The sequence below is a fragment of the Nonomuraea bangladeshensis genome (genome assembly GCF_039529455.1).
Taxonomy (GTDB): domain Bacteria; phylum Actinomycetota; class Actinomycetes; order Streptosporangiales; family Streptosporangiaceae; genus Nonomuraea; species Nonomuraea bangladeshensis.
Genome location: NZ_BAAAMV010000014.1, coordinates 18135 through 35459 on the forward strand (window position 1 = coordinate 18135; position 17325 = coordinate 35459).

General features: G+C 72.5%; 17 protein-coding genes. 7 read left to right on the plus strand and 10 right to left on the minus strand.

All coding sequences use genetic code 11. The features are described 5' to 3' along the window. Positions 1-86 precede the first annotated feature (86 nt). Complete coding sequence (locus ABD292_RS40320; RefSeq protein ID WP_344217082.1) at positions 87-1337, plus strand: hypothetical protein; 1251 nt, start codon at positions 87-89, stop codon at positions 1335-1337. Here the strand turns inward: ABD292_RS40320 and ABD292_RS40325 are convergent. From ABD292_RS40325 to ABD292_RS40335, 3 genes are read right to left on the minus strand one after another with little or no spacing between them, the layout of a single operon-like run. Continuing rightward, a complete protein-coding gene (locus tag ABD292_RS40325; RefSeq protein ID WP_344217084.1) occupies positions 1270-2445 on the minus strand; it encodes a hypothetical protein in 1176 nt (391 codons plus the stop codon). The genes ABD292_RS40320 and ABD292_RS40325 overlap by 68 nt on opposite strands. Positions 2446-2467: 22 nt before the next feature. Then, positions 2468-3514 (minus strand): Gfo/Idh/MocA family protein, encoded by a 1047-nt coding sequence (locus tag ABD292_RS40330; protein WP_344217086.1) that lies wholly within the window; start codon positions 3512-3514, stop codon positions 2468-2470. Beyond that, positions 3511-4278, minus strand: coding sequence for a ThuA domain-containing protein (locus ABD292_RS40335; RefSeq protein WP_344217088.1), 768 nt, complete (start codon positions 4276-4278; stop codon positions 3511-3513). Before ABD292_RS40335 ends, ABD292_RS40330 begins: the two co-directional genes overlap by 4 nt. A 173-nt stretch (positions 4279-4451) precedes the next feature. Here ABD292_RS40335 and ABD292_RS40340 point away from each other — a divergent pair, with 173 nt between their 5' ends. Both ABD292_RS40340 and ABD292_RS40345 read left to right on the plus strand, forming a co-directional pair. Further along, entirely contained in the window at positions 4452-4754 is a 303-nt protein-coding gene (locus tag ABD292_RS40340; protein WP_344217090.1) for a hypothetical protein, read from the plus strand. A 14-nt stretch (positions 4755-4768) separates the two neighbouring features. Then, entirely contained in the window at positions 4769-5512 is a 744-nt protein-coding gene (locus ABD292_RS40345) for an SDR family oxidoreductase (protein WP_344217092.1), read from the plus strand. A gap of 98 nt (positions 5513-5610) precedes the next feature. Here ABD292_RS40345 and ABD292_RS40350 read toward each other — a convergent pair whose 3' ends face one another. Continuing rightward, positions 5611-5862, minus strand: a complete 252-nt coding sequence (locus ABD292_RS40350; RefSeq protein WP_344217094.1) for a hypothetical protein — start codon at positions 5860-5862, stop codon at positions 5611-5613. 183 nt (positions 5863-6045) lie between these two features. Here ABD292_RS40350 and ABD292_RS40355 point away from each other — a divergent pair, with 183 nt between their 5' ends. Continuing rightward, entirely contained in the window at positions 6046-6450 is a 405-nt protein-coding gene (locus ABD292_RS40355) for a cupin (RefSeq protein WP_344217096.1), read from the plus strand. Positions 6451-6466: 16 nt separating this feature from the next. Beyond that, positions 6467-6880, plus strand: coding sequence for a Clp protease N-terminal domain-containing protein (locus ABD292_RS40360; protein WP_344217098.1), 414 nt, complete (start codon positions 6467-6469; stop codon positions 6878-6880). Here ABD292_RS40360 and ABD292_RS40365 read toward each other — a convergent pair. From ABD292_RS40365 to ABD292_RS40385, 5 genes are all read right to left on the minus strand, one after another. Next, positions 6852-8042, minus strand: a complete 1191-nt coding sequence (locus ABD292_RS40365; protein WP_344217100.1) for a GNAT family N-acetyltransferase — start codon at positions 8040-8042, stop codon at positions 6852-6854. The two genes, ABD292_RS40360 and ABD292_RS40365, sit on opposite strands and share 29 nt — an antisense overlap. A 14-nt stretch (positions 8043-8056) precedes the next feature. Then, positions 8057-8392, minus strand: a complete 336-nt coding sequence (locus ABD292_RS40370; RefSeq protein WP_344217102.1) for an ArsR/SmtB family transcription factor — start codon at positions 8390-8392, stop codon at positions 8057-8059. 45 nt (positions 8393-8437) lie between these two features. Then, complete coding sequence (locus ABD292_RS40375; RefSeq protein WP_344217104.1) at positions 8438-9643, minus strand: acyltransferase family protein; 1206 nt, start codon at positions 9641-9643, stop codon at positions 8438-8440. Positions 9644-9695: 52 nt separating this feature from the next. Next, positions 9696-10163: a hemerythrin domain-containing protein gene (locus ABD292_RS40380; protein WP_344217106.1), complete on the minus strand. Its 468-nt coding sequence runs from the start codon at positions 10161-10163 to the stop codon at positions 9696-9698. Positions 10164-10273: 110 nt separating this feature from the next. Beyond that, the gene (locus ABD292_RS40385) at positions 10274-11047 is read right to left on the minus strand and encodes an SDR family NAD(P)-dependent oxidoreductase (RefSeq protein WP_344217108.1); all 774 of its coding nucleotides are present in this window, start codon (positions 11045-11047) and stop codon (positions 10274-10276) included. Positions 11048-11195: 148 nt separating this feature from the next. Here ABD292_RS40385 and ABD292_RS40390 point away from each other — a divergent pair, with 148 nt between their 5' ends. Next, positions 11196-13487: a HelD family protein gene (locus ABD292_RS40390; RefSeq protein ID WP_344217110.1), complete on the plus strand. Its 2292-nt coding sequence runs from the start codon at positions 11196-11198 to the stop codon at positions 13485-13487. Between the two features lie 41 nt (positions 13488-13528). Here the strand turns inward: ABD292_RS40390 and ABD292_RS40395 are convergent, their stop codons facing one another. Next, complete coding sequence (locus tag ABD292_RS40395; protein ID WP_344217112.1) at positions 13529-13984, minus strand: MarR family winged helix-turn-helix transcriptional regulator; 456 nt, start codon at positions 13982-13984, stop codon at positions 13529-13531. 97 nt (positions 13985-14081) lie between these two features. On the opposite strand from ABD292_RS40395, the gene ABD292_RS40400 reads away from it, so the two are divergent. Next, a complete protein-coding gene (locus ABD292_RS40400) occupies positions 14082-17306 on the plus strand; it encodes an efflux RND transporter permease subunit (RefSeq protein ID WP_344217114.1) in 3225 nt (1074 codons plus the stop codon). Positions 17307-17325: the final 19 nt, after the last annotated feature.

Below are 17325 nucleotides of genomic sequence, written 5' to 3' on the forward strand. Positions count from 1 at the left end.
TGCCGGTGACGTGCGATCAAAGCTCGCACGGGACGACGGAGTCACGTATCAGGGCATGTTAGCGCTACCAAAGGGGACCCGATCCTATGAGACGCCTGGCAATCCTGCCCCTTCTACTGCTCGTGACGTTACTTTTCCCGCTGCGGGAGGCCGTGGCGGACACCAACGTCGCGCGCTCGGCCACCCCGTCGGCCTCCTACACCTCGGCGTGGGAGAGCGTGGCGGCGATCAACGACGGCATCGACCCGCCGCGCTCGAACGACACCGTCAACCGCCGCTGGGGCACCTGGCCCCAGACCGGCACGCAGTGGGCCGAACTCACCTGGGCGTCGGCGCAGAACCTGCGCTCGGCCGACGTCTACTTCTTCGACGACGGCGGCGGCGTGCGCGTCCCGGCCTCGTGGAAGCTCCAGTACTGGACCGGCAGCGCCTACGCCGACATCTCCGCCTCGTACCCGGTGGCCGCCGACACCTACAACACCGCGTCCTTCTCCCAGGTCAGCACCACGCGGCTGCGGGTCGTGCTGCAAAGCGGCCAGGGATCGGTCGGGCTGCTGGAGGTGCGGGCGTTCACGCCGGACACCGGCGGCGGCACCAGCGGCTGGAACCCGCCCTCCTCCCTCGTCACCCCGCTGGACGAGGTGTGGCGGCACGTCGAGTCGACCTACTCCAACCCGTACGGGTTCCGCAACTACGGCTGGGACCAGATCATGGCCAACCGCGGCTCCGTCAACTACTGCGTCCGCTGGGACTCCAGCGCCACGGTGACCGCCGCCCAGCGTGACCAGATCCACGCGGCGCTGGCCCGCCAGTTCAAGAAGTGGATGGACGTGATGGCCGGGCACAACGGCTGGCCGTACGCGGACGTGCCGCTCAAGGTCGTCGGCTGGGCCGTACGCGACCGCGCCCAGCTCCAGTGGAGCGACACGAGCGTGGACATCTACGTCAACAACATCCGCGAGAACGCGCCCCAGTGCTCCGAGCCGTGCGGCCGTTTCTTCAACCAGAGCGGCAATTACCCGAACTGCCCGGGCGGCGCGTCGCACCACTACGACATGTCGCTGTGGCTGACCGCCGGCTTCTCCGGAGGCGCGGGCGGTGACTGGGGGCAGCGGGTCGGCAGCGAGTACTACATGTCCAACCTGAACGCCGCCAACATGCACATCCTGCTGCACGAGATAGGCCACTCGTTCGGGCTGGACGACTTCTACGACTGGACGCCGACCGGCGTGTGCTGCTTCCTCATGAAGGCGGGCAGCGCGACGTCGATCACGGACTTCGACGCGTGGATGTTCCGTGACTGGTGGCGTCATCTGAAGAGCCGCTACGGCCTGTGAGCACGGCGATCTGCGCGGCGGCCAGCGCTACGGCCGGGGCGAGGAACGCGGTCAGCAGTGCCTGCGCGTACGGGCCGCTCTGCGTGCTGTGGTCGTAGGCCCGGGCCCCGACCGCCGCGTAGACGGACCAGACGAGGAGGGGGCCGGCCAGCCCCGCGACGAGGCCGGGCCCCCACCTCGCGGCCCGTCGTGCCGTGCGGGCCGCGAGCACCGCCACGATCACGAACGGCGTCACCAGGAGCAGCGGGTCCGCGATCACCTCGACGGGCTCCGGCAACTCTCCCGGTGCGCGGTCGAGGGCTTGCAGGGTGCGGAACGCGACGAAGCACACCAGCCCCGCCGCGACCCCCGGGTGCCGCAGCGCGAGGACTCCGGCGGCGGCCCCGATGCCGCCGCCCGCCAGCGAGGCCAGCAGCGCCACGCCCGGGGGTTCGACGGTCACGCCGAGGGCCTGCGCGTACTGCATCGGGCCGCCGGCCAGCGCCGCGCCCAGCCAGGCGGCGACCGGCACGGCGGCCGACGGCTCGCGCCCGCCCCGCAGCCGCCCGGCCAGCACCGTCGCCAGCACGACCGACGCGGCCGGGTACCACAGGGCGGAGGTGAGGTCCCGGTACCAGCCGGGCCCGTCGTACGGGTGGTAGTCCTCCCACAGCGTCAGCCCGGCCGCCTGGGCGGCGGCGAGCTGCCCCGCCGCCAGCACCGCGCCCGCCCCGGCGGCGACCGCCACCGCCGGGAGCCGTGAAGGCGGCGCTTCCCCCGTCCCCTGTCGAGCTCCCGCCGACTCGTGCCGGGCGCTCGCCGGCCCCTGCCGGGCGGCCAGCGCGTACGCGAGCACGGCCCCCAACGCCCACCCCGGCCAGCCGGGCCACTCCAGCCAGCTCCCCATCGCGTCGGCGGTCTCGATCCCGGCCAGCGCGGTCGTGAGCACCGCCCACGCGCCTCCCCACAGGGTGGCCAGGGCCGCCGCGGCGGGCGACCCCCGTAACAGCAGGCCCGCGAGCACGCCGATGAGCGGCCCGGCGGGCTCCGGCCGGCCGGCCAGGGACAGCAGCGCGGCCGCCGCGGGCGCCAGGAGGCCGGCGACGAGCGCGGCGCGGAAGATCGGCATCCGTCCAGCGAACCACATCCCGCTAGGTCGTGACAGGCGTTCGCATCCCGGTGCGGGCCGACTCCAGGGCCGCCGTCACCATGGCGAGGCTGCGGATGTTGTCGTGGCACTCGCCCTGCGGCGCCCGCCCGGTGCGCAGCCCGGTCACGAACTCCTCCAGCCCTTCGGCCAGCCCGCCGAAGCGCCGGGGCCGCTCCGGGTAGGGGTCGTCCTCCCGTTTGCGGGCCCGTACGACCTCGCCCTTGGCCGGTTCGGCCACCGGGTCGCCGTCGCCGTCCCATAAGGCGGTGCCGCGCGGGCCGGTCGCCCGCCAGGAGCCGGTCCACGACGTCGGCAGGCCGGGCGCCGACCAGCTGCCGGTGAAGGTGTAGCGCAGCCCGCCGGTCATCTCGAAGATCGCCGTGGCCGAGCACGCGCCCGGGTACCAGGTCCACGCCGGCCGGAACGACTCGCAGTACACCGACACCGGATCGGCTCCCGACACCGCCCGCGCCGCGTCGAACAGGTGGATCGCCATGTCCTGCAGCAGCGGGTGCTCCAGCGTGGACAGGAACGCCGCCCCCCGGTACGGGATGAAGAACTCCGACGTCATCAGCCCGAGCGGCCCCAGCTCGGCCACGGTGCGCCGGTAGGCGACCAGGCCGCGCTGGTGGCGGCGGTTCTGGCTGACGGCGAACAGCCGGCGGGACTCGTCGGCGGCGCGCACCATGGCGCGGGCCTCCTCCAGGGTGACCGCCATCGGCTTCTCGCTCAGCACCGACACCCCGCGCCGCAGCGCCGTCACCGTCACCTCGTGGTGGGCCTGCGGGACGGTGCAGTTGACGACGAAGTCGGGCTCCTCGCCGTCCAGCAGCGAGGTCAGGGACGCGCCGGTGGGTAAGTCGTCCAGGCCCAGGGCGTGGGCGGCGGCGTGGGCCCGTTCGGGGGCCACGTCCACCCAGCCGACCAGCTCGACGCCGGGGTGGGCGAGCAGCTCGGGCGCCCACTGCCCGCCGATGAACCCGGCTCCGGCGATCACCGCGCGCAGCGGCCGGTCGGCTTCCACGGTCGCGAACGTCGCTGACGTCATCGTTCCCCCTGCCAGGTGATCGGGGTGTGGGCGTTCTGGAGCGGCTCGCCGGTCCCGGCGTCCGGGGCGGCCCACAGGACCGCGTTGGCCAGCACCCGCCGTACGTCGGGGTGGTGGTAGACGGGGTATTTCTGGTCGCCGGGGCTGAAGTAGAAGACGCGGCCGAGTCCGCGGCGGTAGCAGCAGCCGCTGCGGAACACCTCGCCGCCGGCGAAGCCGCTGACGAAGACCAGCTCGTCGGGCTGGGGGATGCCGAACGGCTCGCCGTAGGTCTCCTGCGCCTCGATGACCAGCGGGTGGGGGACGCCGCGGGCGATGGGGTGGCCGGGGGAGACCGTCCAGACCAGCTCGCGTTCGCCGGCGTCGCGCCAGTTGAGCGTGCACGTGGTGCCCATGAGCGAGCGGAAGATCTTGGAGTAGTGGCCGGAGTGCAGCACGAGCAGGCCCATGCCGCCGAGCACGCGGCGTCGTACGCGCTCGACGACCTTGTCGTCCACCTCCTCGTGCGCCATGTGCCCCCACCAGGTGAGCACGTCGGTGGCGGCGAGGACCTCGTCGGTGAGCCCGTGCTCGGGCTCGTCCAGTACGGCGGTGCGGACCCGTGCCCGGGGGCCCAGCTCCTCGCGCAGCCCGTCGGCGATGGCGCCGTGGATGCCGGTGGGGTAGCGGCGGCGTACCTCCTCCTCGCGCGGCTCGTGGTAGTTCTCGCTCCACACGGTGACGTTGAGCGGGGCTTCGGCTGGGGGTGGGACGTGGGCCGCCATCCGTTTCCTTCCGGTCGTCGATCGTCGCCCCTTTTCCTCCCCCGCCGTCCCCGCCCCGGAACTAGTGATCTACTTTGTAAAGGCGTTCCGTTTGGTCCACCAATGTGGCGAACCAAACAAGAACATGATCGACAAAGTAGCCGCAGGGCGCGCGGGAGATCGACCGGGACTTGATGGAGGCGCCTGATCTGCTGGTGGAGGATGTGCCCTCCACGCGTACGGCGATGACGCCGTCGATGAACGCCTCGGTGGCGGCGTCGGCGTGGTCGGTCATGCTCTGCTCCTGCTGGTTGTTCTCCACGCTGCCGTACGCGCGCGTCCCGGACGAGCTGTATGCCAGGGCGTCGGCGCACTACGACGACAGGGCGATGTGGTCGCTCGTGATGGCGATCGCCCACCTCGGTTTCTTCACCCCCGCGGCCCTGATCGCCAAGCCGATCCCGGGCATGCCTCCCGGCCGGAACTACAGCGCGTGAGAGAGGAGCCCGGCATGAGCGTGACCACGTTCGCGGCAGCGGGGGCGACCGGGCGGCTCGGCCGTCACGTCGTGGAGGTCCTGGCGGAGCGGGGGCATCGGGTCGTGCCGATGTCGCGCGCCACCGGTGTGGACGTCGTCACCGGTCGGGGCCTGGCGGAGGCGCTGGACGGGGCTGAGGTCGTGATCGACGTCGCCTCGTGGCACGCCTCCGATCAGGGCGCGGCGACGGAGTTCTTCCGTACGTCGGCCGGCAATCTGCAGGAGGCGGGCCGGAGGGCGGGGGTCGCCCGGATCGTCATGGCGTGCATCATCGGCGTCGACAAGGCCACGGTCGGTTTCCTCGTGGCGAAGAAGGTGCATGAGGAATGCCTGCTGTCCGGGCCGGTTCCGGTGCGTCTTCTGCGGGCGGCGCAGTTCCACGAGTTCGTCGGCCAGCTCCTGGACTGGCGGCAGGGGGACGTCGCCTACGTGCCGGCGTTGCCCAGTCAGCTCGTGGCCTGCCGCGCCGTGGCCGAGGAGCTGGTCGACCTGGCGATCGCCGCTCACTCTCCGGGGACGCCGGTCCCGGAGATCGCCGGGCCCCGCAGGGAGATCCTGGCGGAGGCGGCGCGGCTGCTCGGCGCCCGGCGGGGTGTCAGGGTCGACGGGTCCGCGATGCCCGACGCCGAGCTGGCCGCCGACGGTGCTTTCCTGCCCGGTCCGCATGCCAAGCTCGCCGGTCCCGCTTTCCAGGAGTGGCTGAACGCCCAGCTCTGAGCCGGCCTCGCCCTTGTTCTCGGTGCTCGACCGTCCGGGCCCTCGGGAACGAGGGCTTACCCGACGACGTCCTCCAGAAAGGGCTCCGCCGTAGGTTCTCAGTCGGTCGGTTCGGTTCCTGGGCGGGCCGGTTGTTCGCCGGTGTTGTCGGCGGCGTCGCGGCGTTCCTCTTCGGCCTTGCGTTCGGGGTCGACCGGGGGTTCGACGGGTTCGGCGGGGATGGGGCGTGGGGAGGAGGTGCGGACGTCGCCTCCGGAGCGTTCGGCGACGATGTCGCTTTCTCCGTTGACTCGGCCCACTGCGGCGGGGAGGTCGTCGCTTGTCGTGTTTTGTGCGTTCATGACCGGCATCTGCCCGGAGCGTGGCGGGTGAAGCGCCTGTACTTCCGGCGTGGTATCCGGGCCGGTCGTTGGTCCCGGTGGGGTAGAGGGAGTTCGCTTCCCTCACGGGACGTCCTGCGTGGTGCGGCCGGCGGAGAATGCCGGTCACCGGGGCTCAAGGCCCGTACGACGCCGGAGGGAGGGCGCTTCGCCATGACCGTCGCCCCGATCGATCTGTTCGCCTCGTCCATCCATCTCGACCGGGAGGGCCGGATCCGCGCCGGGAGAAGGACCGCCGACCCCGACCAGGACGGCTGGCGGCTGACGGCGTTCCATGCCAAGGTGGGCGGGGACGTGCATGTCGGCCATTGGGAGGTTCATCCGGAGGCTGAGGAGATCGTCTCGTGTCTGGTCGGCAAGATCCGCCTTTACCTGCGTGCGGAGGGGCCGGGGCAGCAGGAGGAGGAGGTCAGGTTGACGGCGGGCACCGCCGCGATCGTCCCGCGCGGGCGCTGGCACCGGATCGAGCTCGACATTCCCAGCAACATCCTGGCGGTGACGCTGCCGCGGGGCAGCCGCGTGGAGAGGCGCCTCGCTGAGGACGGTTCCGCCCTGTGAGACGGATGGAGACGCCATGTGGAGGAGGCGGACGGTCCTCGACCGGCCCTTGGCGGGGCTGCTGACGGCTCGTGCTCAGCGGGCGCTGGACCTGGCCGGGCAGGAGGCGGGGGTGCTGGGCCATGACCGCGTCACCGCCGGGCACCTTCTGCTGGGCCTGGCCGGCGTGGGTGAGGGGGTGGCCGTGATGACGCTCAGGAGCCTCGGACGCGACCTCACGGCCTCAGCCGCCCGAGGGACGGACGTCGGTCTCGACCAGGTCCTGGAGCGGGCTCGCCGTGAGGCAGCCGGGCTCGGGCACCGGTATGTCGGAACCGAGCACCTCCTGCTCGGCCTCCTGCACGACGAGACGACGGCTGCCGCCCTGGGAGTCGGTCTCCGGCAGGCGCGTGCTCAGGTCGTCAAGGTGCTTCACGGTGAGGATCACTGAGCGCGCTGCGGCGTTCGATGAGCAGCACGTCGCGCCAGAGGCCGTGGTGGCAGCCGATGCGTTCCCTGGTGCCGACGACGCGGAAGCCGAGGGCTTGGTGCAGGGCCAGGCTGGCGGTGTTCTCGGGGAAGACGCCGGACTGGACGGTCCAGACGCCGGCGTCCTCGCTGGCGGCGACGAACGCGGTCAGCAGCGCCCGGCCGATGCCCTGGGCCTGGTGGCGGGGGTGGACGTAGATGCTGTGCTCGACCACGCCGGCGTACACGCAGCGTGACGACACCGGTGAGGCGGCCACCCAGCCGAGCACCTGGCCGGTGCGGGTGTCGCAGGCCACGTAGCGCAAGCCGGGCAGCCGGGCCGCGGTGAAGTCCTCCCAGCTCGGGGTGGTGGTCTCGAAGCTGGCGTGGCCGCTGTCGAGGCCTGCCTGGTAGACGGCCAGCACCTGTCCGGCGTCGGCGGCGCGCATCGGCCGGAGCTCCACGTGGGGCGGGGCGGCCGGTTTGGCGGCCTGGACGATCGCCGAGTGCGTGCCGTCGGCGTGGCCGGTGGTCGGTGTGATGCGTACGCCGGTGAAGCCCGCGGCGGCGAGCAGTTCTCGGTATTCGCCCACGGGGAGCGCTCCGGCGGCGCAGCCGGTGCGCTGCTCGGTGGTCGTCGTGTGCGTGGTCACCACGTCGCTGACGCCGAACCGCCCGCCCGGCCGTAGCACCCGGAACGCTTCGGCCAGCACGGCGGCCTTGTCGCTGGAGAGGTTGATGACGCAGTTGGAGATGACGACGTCCACCGAGCGGTCCTGCAGCGGCAGCCGTTCGATGGTGCCGGGCAGGAACTCGGCGTTGTGCGCGCCGGCCTGCTGGGCGTTGCGCCGGGCGAGCGCCAGCATGTCCGCGCTGGCGTCCACCCCGTACGCCTTGCCGTCGGGGCCGACGCGGCGGGCTGACAGGAGCACGTCCAGGCCGCCGCCGGAGCCGAGGTCGAGGACGGTTTCGCCGGCGCGCGGCTCGGCGACGGCCACCGGGTTGCCGCAGCCCAGGGCGGCTCGTACCGCTGCCTGGGGCAGCCCTTCGAGGTCGTCGTAGCCGGCGGTGCCGGTGAGGGTCCGGCCGGCGTCGGCGGCGCGGGCGAGCGCGGAGTAGTGGTCGATGATCTCGTCGTGGGCCATGGCTCGGGGCTCCTTCACGGGCAGGGGGGCGGGGGCGGCGCGGGGTTGCCCATGACGACGTCGGCGGCGGTGGGGAAGCAGCTGACGCACGTGTCGTTGATCCGGTAGAGGCTGGAGGTGCCCTGCCGTTCCACCAGGACGAACCGCACCTCGGCGAGGATCTTGAGGTGGTGGGAGACGGTGGACTGGCCCACTCCGGAGGCGGTCACGATGTCGCCGACGCTCATCGGCGCGCGCCGCCGGGCCAGCAGGGACACGATCTGGATCCGGGTGGGGTCGGCGAGGGCCTTGAACCAGCCGGCGTACTCCTCGGCCTGTTCGCGTGGCAGGGGTCCGTTGTTCGCGTTCATCGTCCATCGACGATATTCGATGAACTAGTGGAGGGGAAGCTCCGTTCAGCTGCCGGCCAGGCGTCTGCCCAGCCGCTGCGCCGGCAGCTCCACCCAGCGCCAGGTCAGCGCGGACAGCCCGAGCAGCGCCGCGTAGACCGCCCCCAGCAGCGCCAGGCGTGCGGCCAGCGGCAGGGCCCGCGGGTCCGGCAGGAAGAACTCCACGCTCTCCAGCAGCAGCGGGTGCAGCAGGTAGATGGAGTAGGACACCAGGCCGAGCCACGTCAGCCACGACGGCATCGCGCGCCGGCGCAGCGCCATCGCGGCGGCGAACGTCAGCCAGGCCGCCGCGATCGCCGTCTGCACTCCCGGTTCGGCGCGTGCGAGCCACAGCCCCGCCAGCGGTACGAGCGCCGTCCAGGCGAGGTGCCGGCGGCCGTACTGGCCGGTCTCGACGCGGTACAGGGCGGTGCCGGCGAACATGGTCGCCAGGATGAGCAGTCCCTGCCACGGTCCGGGGTAGCTCTGGTTGACGGCCAGCAGCAGCAGGATCGTGCCCGCGACGGCCACGGCTCCGGCCTGCCGGGTGCGCCGGCCGCCGCGCAGCACGGCGGTCAGTCCGGCGGCCAGCACGGCGGTGACGGCGAGCACGACCGTGAGCATGCGGCCCGCGCCGCCTGCCGACAGGAGGGTCACCGGCAGCAGCCCGGCGCCGAGCACGGCGGCCGCGGCGAACGTGAGCGCGGCCGTGGTGCTGCGCCGGTGTGCCCCGAGGGTGAACATGGCGGTCAGCAGGAGGTAGAAGGCCATCTCGTAGGACAGGGTCCACAGCACGTTGGCGACGTTGGGGGCGTACATGAGGTTCTGCAGCATGGTGGCGTGTGCCAGGGCCAGTGCGGCGGGCCGGCTGCTCCACCAGGTGTGCAGGTCGTCCCAGCCGGCCGCGGCGAGCAGCAGCATGCCGGCCACGCACACGGTGAACAGCGGCCACAGCCGGAAGAAGCGGGAGATCCAGAAGGCTCGCAGGCTGCCCCGGCGTTCCAGTGACGCCGGCACGATGTAGCCGCTGACGAGGAAGAACACCATGACGCCGTACCAGCCGGGGTCGAAGACGGCCTTGACCGGCTCGCGTGCCTCCGGCCAGAGCGGCGCCAGCGCGTGTTCGAAGACCACCACCATGGAGGCGAGTCCGCGCAGCGCGTCCAGCCAGGCCAGGCGGCGGGTGTGCGGCCGGTCCGGGCCGGTGGCGGCGGTGGGGGGAGCGGACAGCATCCGGACATCGTAGTAAGGGACGTCTTTTACCGCTTTGTCGCGCGAGTTCCTGTCAGAGCGGTCCGAGGAGGTCGTGCGGGTCGGCGTCGAGGTCCAGGGCCGCCAGAACCCCCAGGAGCTCGCGCTCCTCGTACCGGAAGTGGGAGTGCATGATCGCCGAGAGGCCGTCCAGGTGCAGGGCCAGCTCGTCCGGCGCGGCGTCCGAGGTGATCGCGTGGTCGAAGCGCCGGAGCAGCTGCGCGATCAGCTCGTGGTCCTGCCGCAGCTTGGCGATCGTGGGCCGCAGCGACGGGTGGCGCGCGGACAGCTGGGGGAAGAGCCCGGCGTCCTCGCGCACGTGATGGCCGTCGAGGGCGGCGCAGAAGCCCTGGCAATGAAGCAGGAGGTCCGCCCGCGCCGCGGCGGTGTCGCCGGCCCGCAGGGATTCGCGGGCGAGGCGCAGTGCCCGGTGCAGGCGCCGGTGCGCCGCCTGCAGTTCGAGGTGCCAGGCCAGGAGCCTGTGCTTGTCGTGCTCACCCACGGGTGGGGAACGGGGAAAGGGTCATCGTGACCGCCTTCCTGATCCGGCGCCTCCATGCCTGACGCGGCCCGTCACCGGCACGCGACGCTGGCTGCGATCCTACTGGCACCCTAGTGGACGGAGAAGCCGCCGTCGACGAACAGCATCTGCCCGGTGACGAACGCCGAGGCGTCCCCGGCCAGGAAGACGGCGGCGCCGGCGAAGTCGGCCGGGACGCCGTTGCGGCCGGTCATGTGGCGGGCGGCGAGGGCCTCGACGCGGCCCGGGACGGCCTGGGCGGGCGCGGTCAGCGGCGTGAGGACGAAGCCGGGGATGATCGTGTTGACGCAGACGCCGGCGGCGGACCAGGCCTCGGCCTGGGAGCGGGTGAGCCCGGCGAGGCCGGCCTTGGCGGCACCGTAGGCGCCGCTGTCGCCGAAGGCGCTGATGGACTGCTGGGAGCCGATGTTGATGATCCGGCCCCAGCCGCGGGCGGCCATGCGCGGGCCGAAGTGCTGGCCGAGCAGGTAGGGGGCGGTGAGGTTGACGGCGACGGTCAGCTCGTAGTCGTCGGCGGTCAGCTCGGCCATCGGTTTGCGGATGTTGTTGCCCGCGTTGTTGACCAGGATGTCGATCTCGCCGGCGGTGTCGTCCATGGTGTCGCAGACGCGCTGGACGTCGTGACGGTCGGCGAGGTCGGCGCTGACGCAGGTGGTGGTGACGCCGTGCCTGCGCAGGCGGCCGGCGGCCTGGTCGAGCTCGGCGGGCCGGCGGGCGACGAGGACGACCTCGGCTCCGGCGCGGCCGAGGGCCTCGGCGATGGCGTAGCCGATTCCTGAGCTGCCGCCGGTGACGAGGGCGCGGCGGCCGTGGAGGGAGAACAGCTCCTGCAGATAGTGCGACACGGTCGCACAAGCTAGCACCCGGGCGGGGGCGGGGCGCGCGTAGGGGAGGGCGCGGGAGATTGCGCGGGCGTGGCGGCGCGGAGTAAGCTCGAACACTCGCATTTATGCGCCAGCTTTCACAGCCTTCCCGATAGGAGTATACCACTCGATGGCTAACCGTCAAGATGGTCTCGCCGAAGCCCTTGACACCGAGCAGCGCACTGTGTCGTGGCTGTACGAACTGCTCGACCTCGCCAGGGAACGCGCGCAGGCGACGCTGCGCCAGGTGTACGGCCGCGGCGGCGGCAGCCGTCAGGCGATGGTCGAGCGTGAGGCCCTGGCCTCGGAGCAGGCGCGCAGGCTGGCGCAGCTCAACGCGGTCGAGCGGGGCCTGTGCTTCGGCCGCATCGACGAGCGCTCCGGCCCCAGCACCTACATCGGCAGGATCGGGCTGCGCGACGAGCGGCACGAGGCGGTCCTGATCGACTGGCGGGCGCCGGCGGCGCGGCCCTTCTACGTGGCCACGGCCACCGACCCCGGCGGCCTGCTGCGCCGCCGCCACCTGCACCTGAAGGACCGCCGCGTCATCGCGATCGACGACGAGGTGTTCGACCTGGAGCGGATGAGCGAGAGCGACCGGCGCACGCTGGTGGGGGAGGCGGCGCTGCTGGCGGCGCTGCGGCGGGGCCGTACGGGCCGGATGGGCGACGTGGTGGCCACCATCCAGACCGAGCAGGACCGGGTGATCCGGGCCGGGCTGCAGGGCGCGCTGGTGGTGCAGGGCGGCCCCGGCACCGGCAAGACGGTCGCGGCGCTGCACCGGGCGGCGTACCTGCTCTACACCCACCGCGACGTCCTGGAGCGGCGCGGCGTGCTGGTGGTCGGCCCGAACGCGATGTTCCTGCGTTACATCGGCCAGGTGCTGCCATCGCTGGGGGAGACGCAGGTGGTGATGACGACGGCCGGGGAGATGTTCCCGGGCGTGCGGGCGACGGCGGCCGACGCGCCGGCCGCCGCGGTGGTCAAGGGCGACCTGCGGATGGCCGGGGTGGTGGCCGCGGCGCTGGAGCTGCGCCGCCGGCCGCCGGAGGGCGACCTGGTGGTGGAGCTGGACGGGCTGGCGCTGCGGGTGCCGCACGAGACGTGCGTGCGGCTGCACGAGCGGGCGCGGGCGGTGCGGCTGCCGCACAACATGGCCCGCAAGCTGTACGTGAGCGAGCTGCTGAAGGAGCTGGCCCGGGCCGAGGCGCGGGCGCTGGAGGAGTCGCTGCACATCGAGGACCTCGCCAACGGCGACCCGGAGATGGAGGAGCTGGCCCAGCCGCTGGACCTGGAGGGCGACCTGGACGAGCTGGACATCGACCTGGCCTCGGAGCGGCTGTGGGGCGAGCCGGCGGTGCGCCGCGCCGTCGAGGGCCTGTGGCCGGAGCTGACGCCGCAGCGGCTGATCGCCGGTCTGCTGGCGGACCCGCGGGCGCTCGAAGCGGTCATGCCGCCCGGCCTGGACTGGGCGCCCCTGGTGCGGCCGGCGGACGCGCCGTGGACGGTGGAGGACGTGCCGCTGCTGGACGAGGCGGCCGAGCTGCTGGGCGAGGACGACTCGGCGGCGCGCGCGGCCTCCCGCCGCAGCCGGGTCGAGCAGGACGAGGACCTGCTGTTCGCCAGTGAGGTGCTGCAGACCACCGGCGTGGCCGAGGAGGGCATTCTCGCGCGGGCGGACGTGCTGGCCGGGCGGCACGCCGACCCGGGCGCGGAGCTGACCACGGCCGACCGGGCGGCGGCCGACCGGGGCTGGGCCTACGGGCACGTCATCGTGGACGAGGCGCAGGAGCTGTCGCCGATGGCGTGGCGGATGGTGATGCGGCGGGTGCCGGCCAAGTCGCTGACCGTGGTGGGCGACATCGCGCAGACCGGCTCGGCCGCGGGGGCGCGCTCGTGGGGCGAGGTGCTGGACCCCTATCTGCGGGGCCGGTGGCGGCTGGAGCATCTGCGGGTCAACTACCGGACGCCGGTGGAGATCATGGACGTGGCGGCGGACGTGCTGCGCGCCTTCGACCCGGCGCAGGAGCCGCCGGAGTCGGTGCGGTCGGGGGAGTCGGCGCCGCGCGCGGTGCGCGTCCCGGTCGAGGGGCTGAAGGAGCTGGTGGCCGAGGAGCGGGCGGCGATCGGGGAGGGCCGGGTCGGGGTGGTGACCTCCGACGCGCTGCGTGAGCGGGTGGGGCGGGAGTTCCCGGCGGCCGACCTGGACGCGCCGGTCACGGTGCTGACGGTGACGCAGGCCAAGGGGCTGGAGTTCGACGCGGTCGTGGTGGTGGACCCGGCGGGCATCCTGGAGCAGTCGCCGATGGGCGGGCGGGACCTGTACGTGGCGGTGACGCGGGCGACGCGGCGGCTGACGGTGGCCTACGAGGGCGAGCTGCCGGCCGTTCTGTCCCGCCTGGCCGGCGGCTCCCCCGCGTAGGGGCCGCCGGGGTCAGGGGCGGGGGTCAGGGGCCGCCGGGGTCAGGAGTCGCCGAGTTTCTCCGCGGCGGCCCAGATCGCCCGGGTGACCTCGTCGAGCGCGCGCAGGGTCTCGGTGTCGAGATGGTCCATGATGCGGCGCATCTGCTGGCTGCCGACGCTGTTGACCTCCTCGAGGAAGGCGGCGCCGGCGGCGGTGAGCTCGACCCGGCGTACGCGCCGGTCGTGGGGGTCCTCGTGCCGGCTGACCAGGCCCTGGGCGAGGAGGCGGTCGACGATGCCGGTCACGGTGCCGGGGCCGACGCCGAGGCCGGCGGCGATCTCCTGGCCGCTGGCCGAGCCGCCGCGTACGGACAGGAGCATGACGACCTTGAGCTGGCGCATCGTGAGGTTGGAGGTGAACAGGGGGGATTGATGCTGGGCGAAGACGCGCCCCAGGTTGCGTTGCGTCTCGGCGATCCTGCGGATCAGGTCTTCGCGTTCGTCGTTCACTTTCACCTCTCGCTTCCTGAGAAGGTTATCAGGAAGGTTTGATGTGTCTAAATATTCGCGTGATGCGAAGTGTTAGTCTAAGCCGAACTCTTGGAGGGGGCTTATGACCGCTTTCGCCAGGTTGAGCCTGGTCAACCGCACTCTTGTGATCCTGATCGCGGTCGTGCTCAGCGCGTTCGGCGCGTTCACGATCCCGCAGCTGAAGCAGCAGTTGCTGCCGTCGTTGTCGTTCCCCGGCGCGTTCGTGATCGCCCCGTACCCGGGCGCGTCGCCCGACATCGTGGAGGAGCAGGTCACCAAGCCGATCGAGGACTCCTTCCAGGGGCTCGACGGCATGGAGGAGCTGACGTCCACCTCGCGGGAGGGCGTGGCGCAGATCCAGGTGGCTTTCGAGTACGGCACCGACATCGAGGCGTCGCTGAACAAGATGCAGCAGGCGCTGAACCGGGTGACGCTGCCGGACGGCGTCGAGCCGCAGGTCGCGGCCGGCAGCACGGACGACATCCCGGTGCTGGTGCTGGCGGTCGGCGACGGCGGCGACCAGCAGGCGATGGCCGACAAGCTCAACCGGATCGTGGTGCCGGCGTTGCAGGGCGTGGAGGGCGTGCGCGAGGCGACCGTCACCGGCGTCCGCGACGAGGTGGTGACCATCGAGCCGGACGCCGGGAAGATGGCGCTGGCCGGGGTGTCGCCCGCGCAGATCCCCGAGGCGCTGCGCGCCAACGGCACGCCGATCCCGGCGGGCACCCTCATCGAGGACGGCAGGGCGCTCACGGTCCAGGTCGGCACCCGGGTCGACTCCCTGGAGAAGCTGAAGAACCTGTACCTGACCCCGGCCCAGCCCCAGCCGCAGGCCCAGCAGCAGACGCAGCCCCAGCAGGGCCAGCAGCAGCAGGCCCGCACCCCCACGTCCCAGGCCCAGGCCCAGGCGCAGGCCCGGTCGCCGCGGCCGGTCAAGCTCGGCGACGTGGCCACCATCAAGCAGGGCCTCGCGGCGGCGACCACGATCACCCGCACCGACGGCCGCTCCAGCCTCGGCGTGTCGGTGACGATGACCCCCGACGGCAACGCCGTGTCGATCTCCCACGAGATCCGCGACCTGCTGCCGGACCTGACCAAGGCGCTGGGCGACGGCTCGGACACGGCGGTGTCGGTGGTGTTCGACCAGGCCCCCTACGTGGAGCAGTCGATCGAGAGCCTGACCACCGAGGGCCTGCTGGGCCTGGTGTTCGCGGTGCTGGTCATCCTGGTGTTCCTGCTGTCGGTGCGCTCGACGCTGGTGACGGCGGTGTCGATCCCGCTGTCGGTGGTGATCGCGCTGATCGTGCTGTGGGCGGGCGGCTACTCGCTCAACATGCTGACGCTCGGCGCGCTGACGATCGCGGTGGGCCGGGTCGTGGACGACTCGATCGTGGTCCTGGAGAACATCAAACGGCATCTCGGCTACGGCGAGGCCAAGCTGCAGGCGATCCTGACGGCCGTGCGCGAGGTGTCGGGCGCGGTGACCGCCTCGACGCTGACCACGGTCGCGGTGTTCGTGCCGATCGCGGTCGTCGGCGGCATGGTGGGCGAGCTGTTCAGCCCGTTCGCGATCACCGTGACGGTGGCGCTGCTGGCGTCGCTGGTGGTGTCGCTGACGGTGGTGCCGGTGCTGGCGTACTGGTTCCTGAAGGCGCCGCAGCTCACGCCCGAGCAGGCGCGCAAGCTGCGTGAGGAGGCCGAGGCCAAGGAGCTGCGCTCGCCGCTGCAGCGCGCCTACCTGCCGGTGCTGCGGTTCGCCACCCGGTTCAAGCTGACGACGGTGCTCATCGGCGTGGCGGTGTTCGTCGCGACGATGGGCGTCGCGGGCGCCCTGCAGACCAACTTCCTGGACTCCTCCGGGCAGAACACGATCTCGCTGTCGCAGCGGATGCCGGTCGGCACCGACCTGGAGACCACCGACAAGGCGGCCAAGAAGGTCGAGCAGGTGCTCGCCGACGACAAGCAGGTCGAGTCGTACCAGGCGAACGTGGGCGGCGGCAACGCGATGGCGGCCGCGTTCGGCGGGGGCGGCGGCTCGGACCGGGCCTCGTACTCGGTGACGCTCGCCGACGGGGCCGACACCCCGGCGGTGGAGCAGCGGCTGCGCGAGAAGATCGGCAAGCTGACCGGCGTCGGCGAGGTCACGGTCGGCGCGGCCGGCGGCGGAGGCGGTTTCAACGCCGACGGCATCAGCGTCATCGTCCGCGGCCCCGACCTCGACACGCTGCAGGCCGCGTCCGAGCAGGTCGCCAAGGCGATGGGCGAGGTCAAGGGGCTGCGGGACGTCTCGTCGAACATGGAGGCGTCCGCGCCGCGCATCGAGGTCGTCGTCGACCGGCAGAAGGCGGCGGCGCGCGGGCTGTCGGAGGCGCAGATCGGGCAGAGCGTGGCGCAGGCGTTCCGCGGCGCGCCGCTCGGCCAGGTGACGCTCGACGGCCGCAACAGCGACCTGGTGCTGCGCGGCGCCGAGGCGCCGCAGGACGTCAAGGAAGTACGGGACCTGCCGCTGATGACGGCCTCGGGCCTGGTGCGGCTGTCGTCGGTGGCGCAGGTCAAGGAGGTCGCCGGCCCCACGCAGGTGACCCGCATCGACGGCGAGCGTTCGGCGACGGTGACGGCCAAGGCCGTGGACGCGGGCGACCTGGGAGCGGTGACGCAGGAGCTGCGCGAGAAGCTGGACGCGCTGCAGCTGCCGGCGTCGGCCTCCTACACGCTGGGCGGCGCGTCGGCGGACCAGGAGGACGCCTTCGCCGACCTCGGCATGGCGATGCTGGCGGCCATCGCGATCGTGTTCCTCATCATGGTGGCGACGTTCCGCAGCTTCGTGCAGCCGCTGATCCTGCTGGTGTCGGTCCCGTTCGCGGCGACCGGCGCCATCGGGCTGCTGGTGGCGACCGGCACCCCGATGGGCGTGCCCGCGCTGATCGGCATGCTGATGCTCATCGGCATCGTCGTGACGAACGCGATCGTGCTCATCGACCTCATCAACCAGTACCGCGAGCAGGGCATGGGCGTGGTCGAGGCGGTCATCGAGGGCGGCCGGCGCCGGCTGCGGCCGATCCTGATGACGGCCGTGGCGACCATCTGCGCGCTGACGCCGATGGCGCTGGGCGTGACGGGGTCGGGCGGGTTCATCTCGCAGCCGCTGGCGATCGTGGTCATCGGCGGGCTGATCTCCTCGACGCTGCTCACGCTGGTGCTGGTGCCGACCCTCTACACGATGGTCGAGCGGGCCAAGGAGCGGCTGCGGCGCGGCCCGGCGGCGCCGGTGAAGGAGGAGAAGGTGCTGGAGCCGACGCCATCCTGACGGCGCTCGGCGCGTACGG